The sequence below is a fragment of the Neotamlana sedimentorum genome (genome assembly GCF_000943565.1).
Classification (GTDB): domain Bacteria; phylum Bacteroidota; class Bacteroidia; order Flavobacteriales; family Flavobacteriaceae; genus Neotamlana; species Neotamlana sedimentorum.
Genome location: NZ_JTDW01000001.1, coordinates 112,268 through 131,292 on the forward strand (window position 1 = coordinate 112,268; position 19,025 = coordinate 131,292).

The following is a 19,025-nucleotide window of genomic DNA, read 5'->3' on the forward strand; positions in this document are numbered from 1 at the left end:
AATCAACCAAAAAAATAAAAAAATGAATACAATATTTAAAATAGATGCAGCCAAAATGTTGAGGTTGTTTACCATATTATCAGTGTTATTCCTTGCGTTTTCATGTAATGAAGACGAAGATATTGCAAGTGAACCCTATTTTACCATTGAAGAGAACCCAACAGGACTTGTGGCCGATGTTAACGGATTAACACAAAGTTATGTGGTGCGCTCTAACCGATCTTGGGAAGTTGTTGCCCAAAGTGAAGGCGATTGGGTAAAGGCTTTTCCTAATAAAGGAGATGATGATGGTATTTTCAAATTTATTATTGAAGAAAACAATACATTCGATCCTAGGGTTATGAATTTTGCTTTCATAGTTAATGGTAAAGAACAACCGGCTTTATTTAGAGTAGAACAAGAAGCTAATATTCCGTTTATAACTATTCAAAATGCCGAAGAAGGTATTAGTTTTACTTCTGCCGGAGCCGATTTTCAAATAAACTTAAGCACTAATGTAGACTGGACCTACCAAATAACAAATGGGGACTGGATTAATGAAATAGAAACCACAGAAACAGCCATAAAACTTTCAGCAGAAAAAAATATAGGAACGGAGCGAACAGCTATTTTAACCGTAAGTTCGGCAGACCATCCATCCTTAAGTAAAAGTATTAATATCACTCAATTAGATGGAAGTATTGTTTTAGAAGAACATTTCGATTGGTTAACCTACGGAAGTACTATTTTTTACACCACATCTGGCGAAAAACGTATGGATTCTTGGATTGATGAAGAGCTAGATAGAGGCTGGACAAGTACACCAAATACAAATTCAAGCAATCAGCAAGTGGTGTACGCCAGAACAGGTTTTGTAAAACTTGGAAAAACAGGTTACGGTGGCGATTTAATTTCTCCAAAATTTTTAAGTCTAGACGAAGAAACCAATGTTAAGGTTACATTTAAAGCAGTGCCTTACCAAACCAAGGCCGGAACCCAAGACGATAATATTTTAAATATTGGGGTGGTTGGCCCAGGTACTACAAGTGTAGATGCATTTACTGTAAGTAATTGGCCAGATTACGATACCGATCCAGATTGTACTGCAATTTGGGAAGATGCAGCGTCAACGTATACTTTCACAATTACTGGAGCAACAAGCCAAACACAATTAAGGTTACTTGGTGGCGATTTTGCGCTGGTAGGTGTGGGTAAAGGTAAAAACCGCATTTTCTTAGATGATATTAAAGTAGAAATTATACCATAAATACAGTTGATATGTTAATAAAGAATAATTTTTATTCATTAATATGTGTTGCTTCAAATGTTAGAATCTATGCTTTTTTGTTTTTGGCTTGTGTTTTTTTATCGAGCTGCACTAGCGATTCTACAATTGAAGACGATAACAGTATTTTAGAGCAAAATCCTATTGGTTATTATGCCGTTGCTACAGGTATTAGTGTTAACTATAGTGATGTAAGCAGTTATGTGAATAGTGGTTTTACGTTTCTTAATCCCACACAAGTAAATAAAAATAGAGAAGCGATAGGAGGAAGTTCGTACACAGAAGTTTACGGGTTTAATGTGCCTGAAGCTAATAGAGCAAGAGGTATAAGATGGAACAGTGGTGATGAAACTACTAATGAATGGCGACCACAAGGAATAACAGGTTTTAAAAAAAATGGAGTTAGATACCTTTTAATTACTTGGTACGGGCGTGAAGGCTCAGATCATAAAGGTTCTCGCATTACCTTACTAGATATTAGTCCGAGTTCAAGCACTTATCTTAAATACAGGCATATACTGTTAGTGCATTCTTCGGTTCCATCTTCTGTTAGCGAATACACACAATACAATACTTATGCACCTTTAAATATTCATGCCGGTGGTATCGCTTATTATAATGATAAAGTATATATCGCAAGCACAAATTTAGGTATGAGAGTATTCGATTTAAACAAGATAATAGAAGTATCAACAGGGGCGGATACAAGTACAAAATGTGGACAGGATACGAGTGGAAATTTATATGCCTTTAATTACAGGTATATTTTACCTCAAATAGAATATTATGATATTAATGGTGGGGCAAATCCATTTTCAACAATTCAAGTAAATGATGAAGGTAATGCCCTTTGGACGGCCCAATATTCTTCAGGGAGCTCGAGCTCTAGTGTTGTTCCTAAAGTTTATGGTTTCCCAATGGATTCTGGAGGAACAGTTCTTAATTCCGGAATTGAAGAAATAATTCCTAAAAATTCACTGTTTGACGATGATCATGCACATGGAATGCAAGGTATTTTTAGAAAAGGAAACAGAACTTGGTTGTCCTGCTCGGGTTCTCCATCAGAGTCTTATGGTTCAAAAGCAAGACTAGCAAGATATACAGATGGAGCTTCAAATACTGTGCGTTATCGCTGGCCATATGGCTCGGAATCTTTGTATTATGAAGCAGAGTACGATTATTTGTGGAGTTTAACAGAATGGGAGCCTAATGCTGGTGCAGATAATGGTAGTGAAGTAAATCGCTGCATTTTTGCGGTTCATTTTTCCGAATATGAGTAGGTTTTTTACCTGATGAAAAAATAATTTAAAGATTTTAATTAAATAATGAACAATCAATCAAGAAGAAAATTTATAAAGCTAAGCGGTTTAACAACAATTGCAAGTGTAAGCGGTTTAGGATTTACTTTATTTAATTGCGCGAGTGATGATGAGGTATTAATCGATGAGAATAACGACTTAAACATTTCAGGTGTATCAATACCATCGTCGTTAAATGTAAGTAGAGAAGGAGAAACCACATTAACAGGAAAAGGGTTTAAAGTTGGAGATACAATAGAGTTTGTATCTTCAACTGCTTCGCTAACTTTTTTAGGAACGGTAGTTGAAATTACAGAAAACACATTCACGTTTACCATTCCTGCTAATTTTGAATCTGGAAATTATACACTTAGTGTTTTACGTAATACCAACAGCTTGCTTTTAGGTAATATTTTGTGTAACGTAATTGCTAATACCAACATTCCCGATGTTGCCGGTAAAAACATAAAAGGTGTGGTTTATAGCAATGGAGAGGGTATAGCAAATGTTACGGTATCCGATGGTTACGAGGTTACTGTTACCGATGCTCAAGGGCGTTATTATTTAGAGTCGCAAAAACAAACAGGGTTTGTTTTTATTTCTGTTCCTGGAAATTATGAGGTTACAAATGTTGGTAGTGCACCTCAATTTTTTAAACGCATAAGCAATAGTGTTGAAACAATCGAGCAAAAAGATTTCTCTCTTATTCAAGTAGATAATAACAATCACGTTGTGTTGCCTTTAGCCGATTGGCATTTGGCTAACAGAAATAACGATTTAGAGCAGTTTAATACAAAAGTATTGCCCGATATTAATAGCACTATAGAAAAATATACAGCCAACGGCACCAAAGTGTATGCTTTAACTTTAGGCGATTTAACTTGGGATGCATATTGGTACGATAACAATTTTGGACTAAATGAATATGTGCCATACATGAATAAGGTAAACGCACCTGTGTTCAATCTTATTGGTAATCACGATAACGATCCTTATTATGCTAACGATTGGGAAGCCGAAAATAAATACCGAGACATTATTGGGCCTACATACTATTCGTTTAACTTAGGGAAGGTGCACTACGTGGTTTTAGATAGCGTAGAATATGTTAATTCTGGAGGCTCGCAAGGCACTATTGGTAGCCGTAACTACAACGAGAAACTAACCAACGATCAAATAGAATGGTTAAAAAAAGATTTAGCAACCATAACCGATAAAAGTACGCCAATTGTTTTGGCAATGCATACCCCATTATATAAAAATCCAACGGTTGATGCAGGTGGAAATCAAATAAATTCTACCGATTTATCTAACGCCAATATACTTGTAAATGTGCTGGCCGATTTTTCTACAGTACACGTTCTATCTGGGCATGCGCATGTTAATTATTCTGTAGAAGAAGAGCAAAATATCATGGAGCATAACACAGCTGCTTTGTGCGCTACTTGGTGGTGGACCGGCAAAAGTGGATATGCTAACAATCATATATGTAAAGACGGAAGCCCTGGCGGATATGGCATTTGGCAGATAAATAATACAGATATACAATGGCGTTTTAAAGGGATTGGTTACAATGAAGATTATCAGTTTAGAACCTACGATGTTAATAGCATTCATATTACAGCTGCTAATTATGCGCCAAATGCAAGCGACGCAGATATAGAAAGTTATGCCGATGCATACGCAAGCCCAAGTGCCAATAACGAGGTGTTAATTAATGTTTGGGGTTACGATTCGCAATGGAAAATTGAAGTTTCAGAAAACAACCAATCCTTGCCTGTAACACGTGTAAATGCTAAAGACCCGTTACATATTATTTCGTACGAAGTACTGCGTTTAAATGCTGGAGCAACACCAACAAGTGCTTTTGTTACCAATACTACCGCTCACATTTTTAAAGTAACGGCAGCTGCAGCAAATTCAACTTTAATAATAAAAGTAACAGACAGATTTGGTAATGTTTACACCGAAAATATGGTAAGACCCAAAGCACTCACTTTAAATATGGTTTAAAATATATAACATGAAAATTTCAAAAATAAAACTATTAATAACAACTGTGATTTTTGGTGTTACAGTAATGCAAACAATAGCTCAAAATAAAGTTACGGGTTATGTGTTTCATGATGCCAATAGCAACGGAAAAAAAGAAACCAACGAAAAAGGTATTGAAAGCATTGCAGTAACCAACGGTAAGGAAGTCGTGCTTACAAATGCAAAAGGTGTTTACCAGTTACCTTTAACTAACGATGCTATAATTTCGGTTATAAAACCAAGCAATTACAAAGTGGCTGTAAACGCTAATAACTTGCCTCAGTTTTTTTACATTCATAAACCTAAAGGTTCACCTAAATTAAAATTTAAAGGTGTTGAGGCTACTGGAAAATTACCACGCAACGTAAATTTTCCTTTAATAGCTTCTGAAGAAAATGAGGTGTTTACGGCTCTAATTTTTGGAGACCCACAACCTTATACACAACAACAAGTAGATTATTTTGCAAAGGGTATTGTTGAAGAAGTAGCTAATATTAAAAATATACCTTTTGGTTTAAGTTTGGGCGATTTAGTTGGTAACGATTTAAGTTTGTTTAATCCGTATATAAAAGCCACCAAAAAAGCAGGTATTCCTTGGTATAATGTATTAGGAAATCATGATCTTAATTTTGATGTTGAAACCGATGCACTTTCCGATGAAACTTACGAGGCTCATTTTGGGCCTGCAAATTATGCATTTAACTATGGTAAAGTTCACTTTATAATTATTGATAATGTATTGTACCCAGACCCGCGAAAAGAATCAAAATATTGGGGCGGTTTTAGAGAAGATCAATTTCAATTTTTAGAAAACGATTTAAAGTACGTACCAAAAGATCATTTAATTATTTTGGCCATGCATATTCCATTAAGCGAACCAGATGATAATGATACTTTTAATGACGAGCATCGCCAAAGGTTATTCAATTTATTAAAGCCATTTTCAAATACCTTGTCATTATCGGCACACACGCATATTCAGCGTCAAGATTTTTTTACTAACGCCCAAGGTTGGCCACAAGAGAAACCACACCATCATTATAATGTAGGAACTACTAGCGGCGATTGGTACTCGGGTAAATTAGACGCCAATAAAGTGCCTACTTCAACCATGCGCGATGGCACTCCTAAAGGTTATGCATTTATAAACTTTAATGGAAATAGCTACAGTGTAGACTATAAAGTGGCGGGTAAGCCTAAAACTCATCAAATGGAAATATTTGCTCCTAAAGTTGTGGCAAAAGATAAGAAAACTAAAGCAGCAATTTATGTGAATTTTTTTATGGGAAGCCCAAGCGATGAGGTGTTATATAAAATTGATGGTGGTGAATGGAATGCTATGAAATACACCACAGAACCGGACCCATCGTATGTGTCTCAGATTATTAATTGGGATGAGTCTGAAACGTTAATACCAGGTAAGCGCGCGTCAAATGCTATTGATTGTACGCATCTCTGGAAAGGTAAAATTTTAACAAAATTAAGTGCAGGCACACATACGATTGAGGTTAAGGCAACAGATATGTTTGGTAAAACGCATTACGGTAGTAAAACGTATCGTGTAGAGCAATCTAACTTCTAAAAAAAATATTATAAATGAAGATTTTAAATTATATCGTAGTTTTTCTAGTCGTTTTTGCTTGCAAAGAGCAACAAGAAAAAGTTTCAAAAGAGCACATAGATCAAGGTGAAAAAGTAGAAGTTCAAGGGCACAGAGGAGAGCGCGGGCATAGTCCCGAAAACACATTAATTGGTTTTAAAAATGCCATTTTAAAAGGTGTTGATGTTATTGAGCTAGATGTTGTCATATCAAAAGATAAAAAAGTGGTAGTATCTCACGAGCCTTACATGTCATCGCTTTACGTTTTAACGCCGCAAGGAGATAGTATTTCAAAAGCTGAAGAGAAGCAGTACAATTTATATCAAATGACCTACGATAGTATTAAAACATTCGAAGTGGGTTTAAAAGGAAATATTAAGTTTCCAGAGCAAAAGCGCATTAAAGCATATAAGCCATTATTAAGTGAGGTTGTTGATAGTATTGAAGCTTTTGTTAGTGCTCATAAACTAGCGCCTGTGGGATATAATATTGAAATTAAATCGGTGCCATCTCAATATGAAGTTTACCAGCCAAAACCTGGTGTTATGGTAGATTTAGTTATGCAAATTTTAAATACTAAAACCATAGCAGGCAAATGGAATATACAGTCTTTTGATCCTGCAATTTTAAACGAAATGCACGAAAAATATCCCGATGTAACTCTCGCTTATTTAGTAAGCAAAGGTGATTTTAAAGAGAATTTAAAGTTATTAAATTTTACGCCTAATATTTACAGCCCTAATTATAAATTAATAAAAGCAAAAACTGTAGTAGATGCTATTAAAGCCAAAAACATGAAACTAATTCCTTGGACGGTTAATGATTCTATAGCTATTGGTAAGCAAATACATTTTGGTGTAGATGGTATTATTACAGATTATCCAGAAAAAGTATTATCCCAAATTACTGAATGATAATTTTTATTTAGTAATGATTAAGTTAAGTTATTGATTTTAAGTTTCTCAGATTGAATCAAGTCGAAAGGACTCTTCATTTTAAATGGAGAGTTTTTTTTGTTTTAAAGCATAAAAAATTCTTGATACTTTTTAAAAATAAGAAGAAATTTTACTGAAATTTTAAGGCTTTGTTGTGCTATATTTAATAATTTGTTCTTTTTTGTTATTAAGCGGCCTTAATATTGGTTTTAAGCAATTAAGCTATTAATTTTACGCATAAATTAAATAAACCACAAATGGCTAAACTATTTTTAGTAGAAGGACAAATACAAAACTACGCTTGGGGAGGTACACAATACATACCTAATTTATTGGATGTTAAAACCAATGGCGAACAATGTGCCGAATATTGGTTAGGCGCGCACAGTAAAGCACCATCAACAATAAAAACTGCTGAAGGAGATAAAACGTTAGACACTTATATTGCTAATAATTTAAATTCGGTATTAGGCGATAACATTGCCAATGCTTTTGGTCGCTTACCGTTTTTGTTTAAGGTTTTAGATGTACGCGATATGTTATCTATACAAGTGCATCCTACAAAAGTTGAAGCCGAAAAAGGGTTTAAAAAAGAAAATGAAGCTGGTATACCTTTAACTGCAAAACACCGTAATTATAAAGACGATAACCACAAGCCAGAAATAATGGTAGCTTTAAGTGAGTTTTGGTTATTACACGGTTTTTTAACTGAAGCCAAATTAAAAGCGGTTTTAGAGTCTGTTCCAGAATTTAAACATTTAATATCTGTTTTTGAAGCTGAAGGCTATTTCGGTTTGTATAAAACGGTTATGGAAGAATCGCAAGAAGAAACCAACAAAGTACTACAGCCATTAGTTGATAGAATTTTACCATTATACAAAGCAGGAAAGTTAGAAAAACAATCGCCAGATTATTGGGCTGCCAAAGCAGTAGATTCTGCCGATGATGCTTCGGTTTTAGATAAAGGTATTTACTCCATTTATTTTTTCAATATTGTAAAAGCAAATAAAGGCGAAGCGGTGTTTCAAGATGCTGGTATTCCTCATGCTTATTTAGAAGGGCAAAATATGGAGCTTATGGCAAATTCAGATAACGTGTTGCGTGGTGGTTTAACACCAAAACATGTAGATGTGCCAGAATTATTAAAACACGTGGCTTTTAACGAAACGGTTCCTAACGTTATGCAAGGCGATTTACAGGCCGATGGAATAGAACGTATTTATAAATCGCCAGCACCCGATTTCCAATTAAGTTTAATTTCTTTAGAATCTTCAAACACTTACAAAAACACCTCAAAAACAGCCGAAATTATTATTGTAATTGAAGGTGAGGCTGAAGTAAACGAAGAAGAAACTACAGTTAGTTTAGCTAAGGGGCAAGCCGCTTTTTTAGCAGCAACAAGTCAATATACAATTCAAACAAAATCGAACGCAATTATATATAAAGCAACTGCACCACAATCGTAGTTGTTAAAATCATTGTAAAAACTATTAATATTAGTTTAATACGTACTAAAAGCGACTGCTTTTAACATAAAAAACCTTAGTTTTGTGAGGTTAATTGTTATAACACCATTAAACTAGAACATTTAAAATAATGAACAAGAAATTAGATCAACAAGCAGCAGATAATATACGAGCACTTGCCGTTGCTATGGTAGAAAAAGCAAATTCTGGACACCCGGGAGGACCAATGGGTGGCGCAGATTTTATGCACATTTTATATTCGGAGTTTTTTAATTACGATCCTTCTGATATGGAATGGCCATTTAGAGATCGCTTTTTTATGGATGCAGGGCATTTATCTACATTAATGTATGCACAATATTATTTATTGGGTAATTACTCAAAAGAAGATGTTTCTAATTTCAGACAATGGGGTTCAATTACTCCAGGTCACCCAGAGGTCGATGTAAAACGTGGTATAGAAAACACGTCGGGGCCACTAGGTCAAGGACACACAATGGGTGTTGGTGCAGCTATTGCTACTAAGTTTTTAGCAGCACGTTTTGGCGATTGGATTAACCATAAAGTGTATGGTTTTATTTCCGATGGTGGTATTCAAGAAGAAATATCGCAAGGTGCAGGTAGAATTGCAGGACATTTAGGTTTAAGCAATTTTATTATGTTCTTCGATTCTAACGATATTCAATTATCAACGTCTACAGACGAAGTAACTACCGAAGATACAGCCATGAAGTATGAAGCTTGGGGCTGGAAAGTAGTAACTATTGATGGTCACGACCACGATGCTATTCGTAAAGCATTAAAAGATGCAAATAACGAAACCGAGAAACCAACTTTAATTATTGGTAAAACCATAATGGGTAAAGGGTGTGTAACTTCAAATGGCGATATGTACGAAGGTCATTGCGAATTACACGGTAAGCCAATTGGAGCAACCGGAGCCGATTACCATAAAACATTAGAAAATTTAGGTGCTGATGCTGAAAAACCTTTCGATATTTTTAGTGATGTTGAAGCGTTTTACAGAGATTTAATCGTAGAAAAAACAAAACAAGCAGCAGCTAAAAAAGCTGAAATAGCTGCTTGGAAACAAGATAATACAGAATTAGCAGATAAATTAGACTTTTTCTTATCTGGAAAATTACCTGAATTAGATTTTGCTTCAATAGAGCATAAAGCTGGTTTAGCAACCAGAGCAGCATCATCAAATGTGTTAGCTTATTTAGCTGAAAATGTAGAAAACATGATTGTGTCTTCTGCAGATTTATCAAATTCAGATAAAACAGATGGTTTCTTAAAGAAAACGTCTGCATTACAAAAGGGCGATTTTAGCGGTTCGTTTTTACAAGCTGGTGTTGCCGAATTAACTATGGCTTGTATAGCCAACGGTATTGCGTTACACGGTGGTGTAATTCCTGTTGTGGCAACCTTCTTTGTGTTCTCAGATTACATGAAACCAGCCATTCGTTTAAGTGCAATTCAAGAATTACCAGTAAAATACGTTTGGACGCATGATGCCTTCCGTGTAGGCGAGGATGGACCAACGCACCAGCCAATTGAGCAAGAAGCTCAAATTCGTTTATTAGAAAAAATGCAAAACCATAGCCATAAACAAAGTTTCTTAGCCTTACGTCCTGCAGATTCTGCAGAAACTAGCGTAGCTTGGAAAATGGCTTTAGAAAATACAGATACACCTTCTGGTTTAATTTTATCGCGTCAAGGTATAAAAGATGTTCCTGCTGAAGGTTCTCGTTACGAAGCTGCATTAACTGCCGAAAAAGGAGGTTATTTGGTAAAAGAAGTTGAAAATCCAGATATTGTTCTTGTGGCTAACGGATCGGAAGTTTCTACTTTAATTGCGGCTGCCGAAATTTTAGAAGCAGACCATAACTTAAAAGTGAGTATTGCTTCTGTAATTTCTGAAGGTTTATTTAAGCAACAACCTAAAGATTATCAAAATAGTGTTATTCCTAAAAACAAACCACTATTTGGTTTAACTGCTGGTTTACCTGTAAATTTAGAAGGTTTAGTTGGCGATGCAGGAAAAGTGTTTGGTTTAGAGCATTTTGGTTATTCTGCACCAGCCTCTGTACTTGATGATAAATTTGGATTTACCGGAGAGAAAGTAAGCAAAGAAGTATTAGCGTATTTACAAACAAAATAAAACATTAAACTATGAAATTTTTTATTGATACTGCCAATTTAGATGAAATCGCAGAAGCACAAGCTTTAGGTGTATTAGATGGTGTTACAACAAACCCATCTTTAATGGCTAAAGAAGGTATTACTGGCGAAGAAAATATAATAAACCACTACAAAAAAATATGTGAAATTGTTGAAGGTGACGTAAGTGCCGAAGTAATTTCGACAGATTTTGATGGTATGGTAAAAGAAGGTGAGGCTTTAGCGGCTTTAAACTCACAAATAGTTGTGAAATTACCTTTAATTGCCGATGGTATTAAAGCGTGTAAATATTTCTCAGATAAAGGAATAAAAACCAACGTAACATTAGTGTTTTCTGCTGGTCAAGCTTTATTAGCAGCTAAGGCAGGAGCAACTTATGTATCTCCGTTTTTAGGTCGTTTAGATGATATTTCTACAGATGGTTTAAACCTAATTGCAGAAATTCGTCAGATTTACGATAACTACGGTTTCGGTACCCAAATTTTAGCGGCATCAATTCGTCACACAATGCACGTAATCGATTGTGCTAAGTTAGGAAGCGATGTTATGACTGGGCCATTAAAATCAATTACTGGTTTATTAAAGCACCCATTAACCGATATTGGTTTAGCTAAATTTTTAGAAGATTACAAAAAAGGAAACTCTTAAAAATAAGTTTTTTTAAAATAAAATTAAAAGCTTCTCTTATTATTAGAGAAGCTTTTTTTATTAATTCCTGTAACATTAGCGGCGTAAGTTCGTCTATTTGTTAACGACTTAAATATTATTACTAACTTTGTATATCCTTATAAACTTAACGGTAGCCAAATGAATATTAACGACAACATAGATTCACCTTTAAAGCTAAATATAAGCTTTAATAAGCTTTTAGAGCAGTATGAAGTGTTGTCTAAAAGTGAAAACGAGCTTACTAATATTAAGGCTAAAAAGGTTTTAAAAATAGCGAAACAATTTCCTGAATTACGTACAGGAATAACAGATATTAATGTTTTAAAGGAAAGAGAGCGCGAAATAGAATTTTTACTTCAAGATACGTTTAGTCCTTTATTAACGCATAATGAAATTAAAACGGCTTCAATACCATTTCATGATTTTATATTTAATGCTTCAGAACGTTTTAAGAATATTATAAAAATAGCAGGAGACGATTTTCAGCTTCAAATTAAAAATATGGCTGAAGAAGATTCGTATATCATGTCTTGTGCTGTTATTTTAAATTATTTATTTGGTTACGAGCTAAACTTTAAGCGTCCAATTTATTATCAAATTCCAGATGAAAAAGGGATAATTCGATATTATAAAATTTTATATAATGCCGATTTTTGTGAAATAGAACCAACCAACAATGCGCCTAAAATAACGCAAGAAGATTATGACGAGCTTATCGATAATTTCGATAATATAGAACTTTGGAAAGAAAAATTTCCGCCACAAAGCTATAGTTTTAAAGGCTTTGTAATTTCTAATATTTTCGATGTTACTGCCGATCAATCTATTTCGAATATCAAATCTACATTAATAGGTGTCGATAAGCGAAATAGTAAAACCTTTATGGATGGTTTTCAAGATATTTTCAGGTCATTACTAGGTTTAAACAGTATAAAAGTTGGTTTTTCAATTTATTTAGAAGAAGAAAAAACCTTCGAACGTGTTTATGGCGAAGGTATGGAAAGTTTTTTATTAGCTAATTCAGATTCCGAAGCTTGTAATAGCGTGTTATGCGATTGGTCTTATAATAGATTGATAAATGAAAAAAAGTTTTTTTCAATTTCAAATATTGATGAAGCCTTAAAAAAGTCTAAGGCACCACAAGTTAAATCGTTACATAATCAAGGTGTAAAAAGTGCCATTTTTGCGCCAATAGCTAATGAGGGCGAATTAATGGGGATTTTAGAAATTGTTTCTCCAGAACCCAAGGTTTTAAATAGTATTAATGCTAATAAATTGCACGATATAATGCCATTTATAGTATCTGCGGTAGAGCGTTCTAAAGTTGAAGAAGAAAACTTAATTGAAGCTATTATTCAACAAGAATGTACTTCTATACATCCAAGTGTAGCTTGGAAATTTAAAAAAGCGGCACATAAATTTTTAAAAGAAAGTATAACTAATACAGTTGGTAAACCAAGTTTTAGTAAAATAAGTTTTGATAATGTTTATCCGTTATTCGGGCAAATAGATGTAAAAGGTTCATCGGAAGCTAGAAATTTTGCTACCCAAAAAGATTTAGCTCTGCAACTAACTTTGGTTAGTAAAATATTAGATGCTATTCCAGAAAATGAAAAATTACCTATTTTCGAGCAGCTTCTGTTTGAAATTGAAAATTTTAACACGGAAATAAAAACAGATTTTAAAGTTGATACAGAACAACAGTTAACACGGTTTTTTAAGGATGAAATTGAACCTTTATTCATGTATTTTCTAGAAAAAAGAACTTTTGCTAAAGCAGAAATTGAAGATTATTTTAGTAAAGTAGATAGCAATTTAGGTGTTATTTATTACTACAGAAAAAATTACGACGATACTATTGCGCTTATTAACAAAAACATGTCTGCAATTATAGATAATAAGCAAAAAGAAGCGCAAAAGATGTATCCTCACTTTTTCGAGCGTTTTAAAACTGATGGTGTTGAGCACAATATGTACATTGGAGAATCTATAACTAAAGAAGACAGTTTTAATAAAATTTATCTTTACAATTTAAGATTGTGGCAATTACAAGCTATGTACGACATGGAAAATAGTTTTTACCAAAACCAAAACGAATATCCGTTAAGTTTAGATGTCGCTTCTATGATTTTGGTGTTTAATCAACCATTATCTATACGATTTAGAATGGACGAAAAGCAATTTGATGTAGATGGTACATACAATGCACGTTACGAAGTTGTAAAAAAACGTGTAGACAAAGCCTACATTAAAGGTACAAACGAACGTGTTACTGCTAAAGGAAAAATGAGTATTGTTTATTCTCAAAAAGAAGATGAAATAGAATACTTAAAATATATTCGTTTTATGCAATCTAAAAACTTATTTGCAAACGATGTTGAGGTTTTAGAACTTGAAGATTTACAAGGCGTAACAGGTTTAAAAGCTATAAGAGTAAGTATGAATTACCAAAAAACCAATGGCGATACAGTGTTTTATACTTATGAAGACTTAATGAACGAGATAAAAGCTTAATTTACTTTTTTTGTACCATAAAAGTAGAGGGAATGCTTATCAATTTCAATATCAAAAACTTCTTCAATAGTTTTTTTAATTTCTTGAACTCTAGGATCGCAAAATTCTAATACTTTTCCAGAATCTGTAAGAATCACATGGTCATGTTGTCTGTTAAAATAAGATTTTTCGTATTGCGAAGTGCCATTTCCAAATTGGTGTTTTCTAATTAATTTGGCTTCTATTAACAGTTCTATGGTGTTATATAATGTAGCGCGACTAACTCTATATTTTTTTTCCTTCATTTTAATATACAGTTCATCTACACCAAAGTGAATTTGTGTATTGTAAATTTCCTCTAAAATTTCAAAGCGCTCTGGAGTTTTTCTATGTTTATTTTTCTCTAGAAAATCTGTAAATACTTTTTTTACAGTTAATTGTGTGTTATGTTGTGAGTTCATAATAGTTATTAATCGATATTATTAAAACTTAATACCGATGCCATTTCAAGTTCAAACAGTGTTCCTTTAACTAAATCTTCTAAGTCTAAAATATTTTTCTCAGATGATTTGAATATAAACTTTACGTAATTAGTATTAGCTTTAATTTGTTTCGGAATTTCACATTTACAATTTTTACAAGCACACCCTTTTTTCGCAGAATTTATTGTTGGAATTAGGTTAGCTACGTCTTCATAGGTTAATATTATACTAACCTCTCCTAAAAATAATTGAATTTTTTCAGAAGAATAACCGGTTTTGTTAGGGTTATCTTTAATTAAATAAGTTGCGCCAATAGCATTTCGGTATACAGGGTCTAAAAATAGCATGTAATTATTTTGTGTAAATATGCAAACAATTTTTATTTAGAATAAATAAAAATAAATGTATTTTTGTGTTTCATTTAAAACAAAAAAAAATGAAAAAAATAGGATTATTTTACGGCTCAGACACTGGTGTTACCGATGATATAACAAGAGATTTTGTAACGTTTTGGGAAGATGATAACTTAGAGGTTATGGAAATAGGTGATGCTAGCGTAGATGATTTTAATGAATATGACACCCTTATTTTAGGTTTATCGACATGGTATGATGGCGATTTACAAAGTGATTGGGAAGATTTTTTCGACGATTTTCAAACCATAGATTTTACAGGTAAAACGGTAGCTATTTATGGTTTAGGAGACCAAATAGGATATGCAGAATACTTTATAGATGGTGTTGGTATATTGGCTAAAATTATTATTGAAAAAGGAGGAACTGTTGTAGGTTATTGGCCAACGGAAGGCTATCGCCATACCGATTCGGTTGCGTTAATTGAAGATAACGAAGATATGTTTTACGGTTTAGCACTCGATCATGATAACGAATCTCAGCTTACAGACGAACGTTTAAAGGCTTGGATAATTCAAATTAAAAAAGAATTCAACCAAGTTTTGCAAGAAGCTTAACAACTACTTTTTATAATTTCTGCCATACCAAAGTAAACCACCAGTAACAGGAAGAGATGCAATAGTTAAACTCACCAAAAAGGCTATAATTTTGCCAACAATTCCACCAATGGCGCCTACGTGAATGTCGTAATTCATGCGTAAAATTTTATCGGGAACTTTGGCATCTTTATATTTTCCGTAAATGGCAGGAGTTTCAATTTCTTCTAGCGTATTTTGGTCGAAGAATCTGTAATCGGAGTTGTAGTATAAACCTTTACTATTAGCTACTTCAATATAAATACTTGTGGTGTCACTTTCAGGGTAGTGTAATTCGTAGCTTACTGATTCAGGCGACTCTTTTCTTAACTTTTCAATTAAAAAGTCTATAGGCTTAACAGCATAAGTATCGGAGGAAGAATTACTCACATTTTCAGGGATAATAAATGCAGGCACTTTATCGCCTCCGGTAGACATGTAAACTACATATTTTAACCAGTTATATGAAATTACACTTCCTGTAAAGGCAATAACAAATGCAAAAATGGCAATGTAAAAGCCAACAACGGTGTGTAAATCGAAATTTTTACGTTTCCATCGGGTTGTTTTTTTCCAATCGAAAGTAACACGTTGCTTTAAGTTTTTGCGTTTTTTGGGCCACCATAAAATAAAACCAGAAATAATAATTAATAAGAATATTAAAATAGAAACGCCAACTATATTTTCGCCAATATTTTTAGGAAACCATAAACGCATATGTCCTTTTAAAATAAATGCGAAAAACCCAGATAGATGGTCATCTGCTTGAATTACTTCTCCTGAGTACGGATTTAAAAATACACTTTGGTAAAATTCAGGTTCGCCATCATAAAAAATAACTTCAACAGCTTCGTTAGGTTGTTTAAAAATAGTACCATGAACCGTATTATTAGGGAAAATACTTAATGCAATAGTTTTTGCTTCAGTTGGTGTAATAAAAGCTTTGTCTTGCGGCGTAACGTATTTATAATCGTCGTATAAGCTTTCTATTTCGTCGTGAAATGCCCAACAACATCCCGTTAAGGCAACAACAAAAACAATAGCACCAGTTACTAAGCCTAAAATTTTATGTACTTGAAATACGGTTTTTTTAAATCCCATGGTTAAAAGTGTAAAGGCAACCTTTAAAGATTGCCTTTTATTTTTTGGTGAAAGTTAAAATTTATAAGTAAAAGTACCAAGTAAAACACGTTGTTGTTGTGGTGTAATAGTACTCCAGCCCGAATAGTAAGTCTCGTCGGTTAAATTATTTCCTTTAATACTAATTCTAAATGTATCATTTTCGTAATAGGCAGATGCATTAAATATGGTGTAACCTGGAATATAAAAACTTCCTGTTGCAGCTTTGTATGCAACCATAGTATCATATTCTGTTTGGCCATTAAAACCAGCACCTATACCAAAGTTTTTAAAGAATTTGTAATCTGCCCAAAAGTTATAAGTGATTTCTGGACCAGATTCACCATAGCGGCTACCTTCTAAATAAGTAGCAGAAGGAGAATTGGTAATTTCGGAATCGTTATAACTAAAACCTGTATGAATGTTTAAACCAGCAACTGGGTTGGTGTTAACTTCTAACTCTATACCTTGGCTATTAATTTCTAGATCCTGTGTTTGAGTGGCCCAAAAATATTTATTATCGACAGTAATGTTGTAATAACTTAAAGTAGCTTCTAGTTTGTTATTAAATAAGCTTGATTTTGCACCAACTTCAAATTGGTCTGCTTGTTCTACGTCGTACGACTGTAAAAACGTTTCTCCTGTAGAAAAATCAGTCATATATTGTGGGTCAACGTAAGAGAAACCGTTTTGGTAGTTTGCAAATATTGACAGTTCATCCATAATAGGTTGAAAAACAATTCCAAATTTTGGAGAAAGTGTAGTATCAGTATATTCAGTTTCATCATCAGAAGCATCATTTCTATCTCCTTGATAATCGAATCTATCAAAACGGACACTAGCCATAACAGATAAAGAAGGTAAGATGTTTATAACATCAGAGATGTAAGCTCCAAATATATTTTGACGAACATCACTATTTAAAAATCCTAGCCCAGATAAAGCAGCACTAAGGTTTTCTTCGTTAATTTCTGGCTCGCCAAAAACTAAGTCTCCGTTTATATTTATTGTATGTAAATAGCCCCAGTTTGAGCTATTGTCTGTTATTTTGTAATCTAAATAATCAGCGCCAACTAATAATTTGTTTTGTATGTCTCCAATTTTAAATGTACCGGTAAAGTTTTGTTGTAAGTTTAATGTTTTAGTTTTTGAATTTGTATCTTGTGCATATAAACTAAAATATTCGGTTCCTACTGGAGCAGTAGGATCTGTCCAATCGGCAACGTTCCATAAATACGTATAATAACCTAAAGATTTGGCTGTATTACCAGAGATTAATGTTTGAGAAGACCAGCTATCTGATAATTTCCAAGCTACTTCACCGCGATAATTTTGTGTTACGTTGGTAATTGTAACATCGTTACTTGTAAACGATAATTCCTCGTTATACCCTAATTCTTCAATAGAGTTAAATGCTAATGGCCCGTAACGGTTTAAGAATAGAAAGGTTTCGTTGGTTTGCTCGTTTTGAGAGGCTTCGTACGAGAAGTTAAGCGTTAAATTGTTGTTTACTCTATATGAAATAGATGGTGCTACAAACACTGATTTTTTTAAACCAGCATCTTGAAAACTATGTTGTTGTTGGAATCCGCCATTGAAGCGTAACGATAATTTATCGTTTGGGCTAATATTTACATCGGCATTTAGTTTGGCAAAATCGTAAGAACCACCAGAAACAGTTACTTCGCCACCTGTACCGCTGTAAGGCTTTTTAGTAATAATGTTTATTAAACCACCGTAAGATGTAACTGTACTTCCAAATAAAGTTCCAGAAGGGCCTTTAATAACTTCTACACGCTCTACATTCGATGGATTTATAAATCCATTAGTAATACCAGCAACACCATTTACTAATTGCGGTTGCACAGCAAAACCACGGCTAGAGTAGTAACCTGCACCGTCACCACTTCTACCTGTAGACGACCATAGTTTTGTAATACCAGCAGCGTTTTTTAAAGCTTCTTCAAAAGTATTAACCGATTGCGATATAAGTAATTGGTTTGTAATGGTGTTGTAAACTTGTGAGTTTTCAATATTTTTTAATGGCATTTTAGATACGTATGCGCTTTGCTTTCTTGAGAATTTGTTTTGGCGTTCGGTATCTATTACAACTTCTTGTAAGAGTTCATTTCCTTCAAAAAGGGCAATGTCGCCAATATTAAAATCGTCATTGTTTATGGTAAAATCAATTTCTTTAGTTTTAAAACCAATAAAAGAAACGATTAAAGTGTAATCTCCATTTTCAAGATTCGAAATTTTAAACACACCATTTTCATCTGTTTGTGCACCTTTGGTAGTGTTTTTTACAATGGCGTTCACACCTAATAAGCTAGTTTGATAATTGTCGGTAACCGTACCTTGAACAGAATAATCCTGAGAGAACCCTTTAAATGTTAATAATAACAAAAGGGTGATAATAAATTTTGATTTCATTTATTTAGACTAATTATAGATTGTTTTATTCGGCAAAAGTATGTGCTAAGAATTAAACAA

General features: G+C 33.6%; 14 protein-coding genes. 10 read left to right on the forward strand and 4 right to left on the reverse strand.

The features are described 5' to 3' along the window. Window positions 1–22 precede the first annotated feature (22 nt). The 9 genes from PW52_RS16965 to PW52_RS00530 all read left to right on the forward strand — a co-directional run bounded on the left by PW52_RS16965 (window position 23) and on the right by PW52_RS00530 (window position 13,964). Window positions 23–1,246 (forward strand): BACON domain-containing protein, encoded by a 1,224-nt coding sequence (locus PW52_RS16965; RefSeq protein WP_131453954.1) that lies wholly within the window; start codon window positions 23–25, stop codon window positions 1,244–1,246. An 11-nt stretch (window positions 1,247–1,257) separates the two neighbouring features. Then, complete coding sequence (locus tag PW52_RS00495) at window positions 1,258–2,544, forward strand: hypothetical protein (protein WP_131453955.1); 1,287 nt, start codon at window positions 1,258–1,260, stop codon at window positions 2,542–2,544. Between the two features lie 45 nt (window positions 2,545–2,589). After that, window positions 2,590–4,575, forward strand: coding sequence for a calcineurin-like phosphoesterase C-terminal domain-containing protein (locus PW52_RS00500; RefSeq protein ID WP_044630968.1), 1,986 nt, complete (start codon window positions 2,590–2,592; stop codon window positions 4,573–4,575). A 10-nt stretch (window positions 4,576–4,585) separates the two neighbouring features. Then, window positions 4,586–6,178 carry a calcineurin-like phosphoesterase C-terminal domain-containing protein gene (locus PW52_RS00505; protein ID WP_044630969.1) on the forward strand — a complete coding sequence of 531 codons (1,593 nt, stop codon included), beginning with the start codon at window positions 4,586–4,588 and terminating at the stop codon, window positions 6,176–6,178. A gap of 14 nt (window positions 6,179–6,192) precedes the next feature. Beyond that, window positions 6,193–7,110, forward strand: coding sequence for a glycerophosphodiester phosphodiesterase family protein (locus PW52_RS00510; RefSeq protein ID WP_044630970.1), 918 nt, complete (start codon window positions 6,193–6,195; stop codon window positions 7,108–7,110). 278 nt (window positions 7,111–7,388) lie between these two features. Continuing rightward, on the forward strand, window positions 7,389–8,597 hold the full coding sequence (manA, locus tag PW52_RS00515) for a mannose-6-phosphate isomerase, class I (RefSeq protein ID WP_044630971.1): 1,209 nt from the start codon (window positions 7,389–7,391) through the stop codon (window positions 8,595–8,597). 130 nt (window positions 8,598–8,727) lie between these two features. Beyond that, on the forward strand, window positions 8,728–10,761 hold the full coding sequence (locus tag PW52_RS00520) for a transketolase family protein (protein ID WP_044630972.1): 2,034 nt from the start codon (window positions 8,728–8,730) through the stop codon (window positions 10,759–10,761). 11 nt (window positions 10,762–10,772) lie between these two features. Next, window positions 10,773–11,429 (forward strand): fructose-6-phosphate aldolase, encoded by a 657-nt coding sequence (fsa, locus tag PW52_RS00525; protein ID WP_044630973.1) that lies wholly within the window; start codon window positions 10,773–10,775, stop codon window positions 11,427–11,429. Window positions 11,430–11,588: 159 nt separating this feature from the next. Then, a complete protein-coding gene (locus PW52_RS00530; protein ID WP_044630974.1) occupies window positions 11,589–13,964 on the forward strand; it encodes a GAF domain-containing protein in 2,376 nt (791 codons plus the stop codon). Here the strand turns inward: PW52_RS00530 and PW52_RS00535 are convergent. Together PW52_RS00535 and PW52_RS00540 are read right to left on the reverse strand one after the other, a co-directional pair. Further along, window positions 13,961–14,404 carry a Fur family transcriptional regulator gene (locus tag PW52_RS00535; protein ID WP_044630975.1) on the reverse strand — a complete coding sequence of 148 codons (444 nt, stop codon included), beginning with the start codon at window positions 14,402–14,404 and terminating at the stop codon, window positions 13,961–13,963. The genes PW52_RS00530 and PW52_RS00535 overlap by 4 nt on opposite strands. A gap of 8 nt (window positions 14,405–14,412) precedes the next feature. Next, window positions 14,413–14,772, reverse strand: a complete 360-nt coding sequence (locus PW52_RS00540; protein WP_044630976.1) for a hypothetical protein — start codon at window positions 14,770–14,772, stop codon at window positions 14,413–14,415. A gap of 89 nt (window positions 14,773–14,861) precedes the next feature. Here PW52_RS00540 and PW52_RS00545 point away from each other — a divergent pair, with 89 nt between their 5' ends. Next, window positions 14,862–15,395, forward strand: coding sequence for a flavodoxin (locus tag PW52_RS00545; protein ID WP_044630977.1), 534 nt, complete (start codon window positions 14,862–14,864; stop codon window positions 15,393–15,395). 3 nt (window positions 15,396–15,398) lie between these two features. On the opposite strand, the gene PW52_RS00550 is transcribed toward PW52_RS00545, so the two are convergent. Further along, the gene (locus PW52_RS00550; protein ID WP_044630978.1) at window positions 15,399–16,514 is read right to left on the reverse strand and encodes a PepSY-associated TM helix domain-containing protein; all 1,116 of its coding nucleotides are present in this window, start codon (window positions 16,512–16,514) and stop codon (window positions 15,399–15,401) included. Window positions 16,515–16,568: 54 nt separating this feature from the next. Beyond that, the gene (locus tag PW52_RS00555) at window positions 16,569–18,965 is read right to left on the reverse strand and encodes a TonB-dependent receptor (RefSeq protein WP_044630979.1); all 2,397 of its coding nucleotides are present in this window, start codon (window positions 18,963–18,965) and stop codon (window positions 16,569–16,571) included. Between the last annotated feature and the right edge of the window lie 60 nt (window positions 18,966–19,025).

What these genes read in the sequence shown, in the direction of transcription:
- PW52_RS16965 (WP_131453954.1), top strand. Translation starts at nt 23, where the DNA reads ATGAATACAATATTTAAAATAGATGCAGCCAAAATGTTGAGGTTGTTT.
- PW52_RS00495 (WP_131453955.1), top strand. Translation starts at nt 1,258, where the DNA reads ATGTTAATAAAGAATAATTTTTATTCATTAATATGTGTTGCTTCAAAT.
- PW52_RS00500 (WP_044630968.1), top strand. Translation starts at nt 2,590, where the DNA reads ATGAACAATCAATCAAGAAGAAAATTTATAAAGCTAAGCGGTTTAACA.
- PW52_RS00505 (WP_044630969.1), top strand. Translation starts at nt 4,586, where the DNA reads ATGAAAATTTCAAAAATAAAACTATTAATAACAACTGTGATTTTTGGT.
- PW52_RS00510 (WP_044630970.1), top strand. Translation starts at nt 6,193, where the DNA reads ATGAAGATTTTAAATTATATCGTAGTTTTTCTAGTCGTTTTTGCTTGC.
- manA (WP_044630971.1), top strand. Translation starts at nt 7,389, where the DNA reads ATGGCTAAACTATTTTTAGTAGAAGGACAAATACAAAACTACGCTTGG.
- PW52_RS00520 (WP_044630972.1), top strand. Translation starts at nt 8,728, where the DNA reads ATGAACAAGAAATTAGATCAACAAGCAGCAGATAATATACGAGCACTT.
- fsa (WP_044630973.1), top strand. Translation starts at nt 10,773, where the DNA reads ATGAAATTTTTTATTGATACTGCCAATTTAGATGAAATCGCAGAAGCA.
- PW52_RS00530 (WP_044630974.1), top strand. Translation starts at nt 11,589, where the DNA reads ATGAATATTAACGACAACATAGATTCACCTTTAAAGCTAAATATAAGC.
- PW52_RS00535 (WP_044630975.1), bottom strand. Translation starts at nt 14,404, where the DNA reads ATGAACTCACAACATAACACACAATTAACTGTAAAAAAAGTATTTACA.
- PW52_RS00540 (WP_044630976.1), bottom strand. Translation starts at nt 14,772, where the DNA reads ATGCTATTTTTAGACCCTGTATACCGAAATGCTATTGGCGCAACTTAT.
- PW52_RS00545 (WP_044630977.1), top strand. Translation starts at nt 14,862, where the DNA reads ATGAAAAAAATAGGATTATTTTACGGCTCAGACACTGGTGTTACCGAT.
- PW52_RS00550 (WP_044630978.1), bottom strand. Translation starts at nt 16,514, where the DNA reads ATGGGATTTAAAAAAACCGTATTTCAAGTACATAAAATTTTAGGCTTA.
- PW52_RS00555 (WP_044630979.1), bottom strand. Translation starts at nt 18,965, where the DNA reads ATGAAATCAAAATTTATTATCACCCTTTTGTTATTATTAACATTTAAA.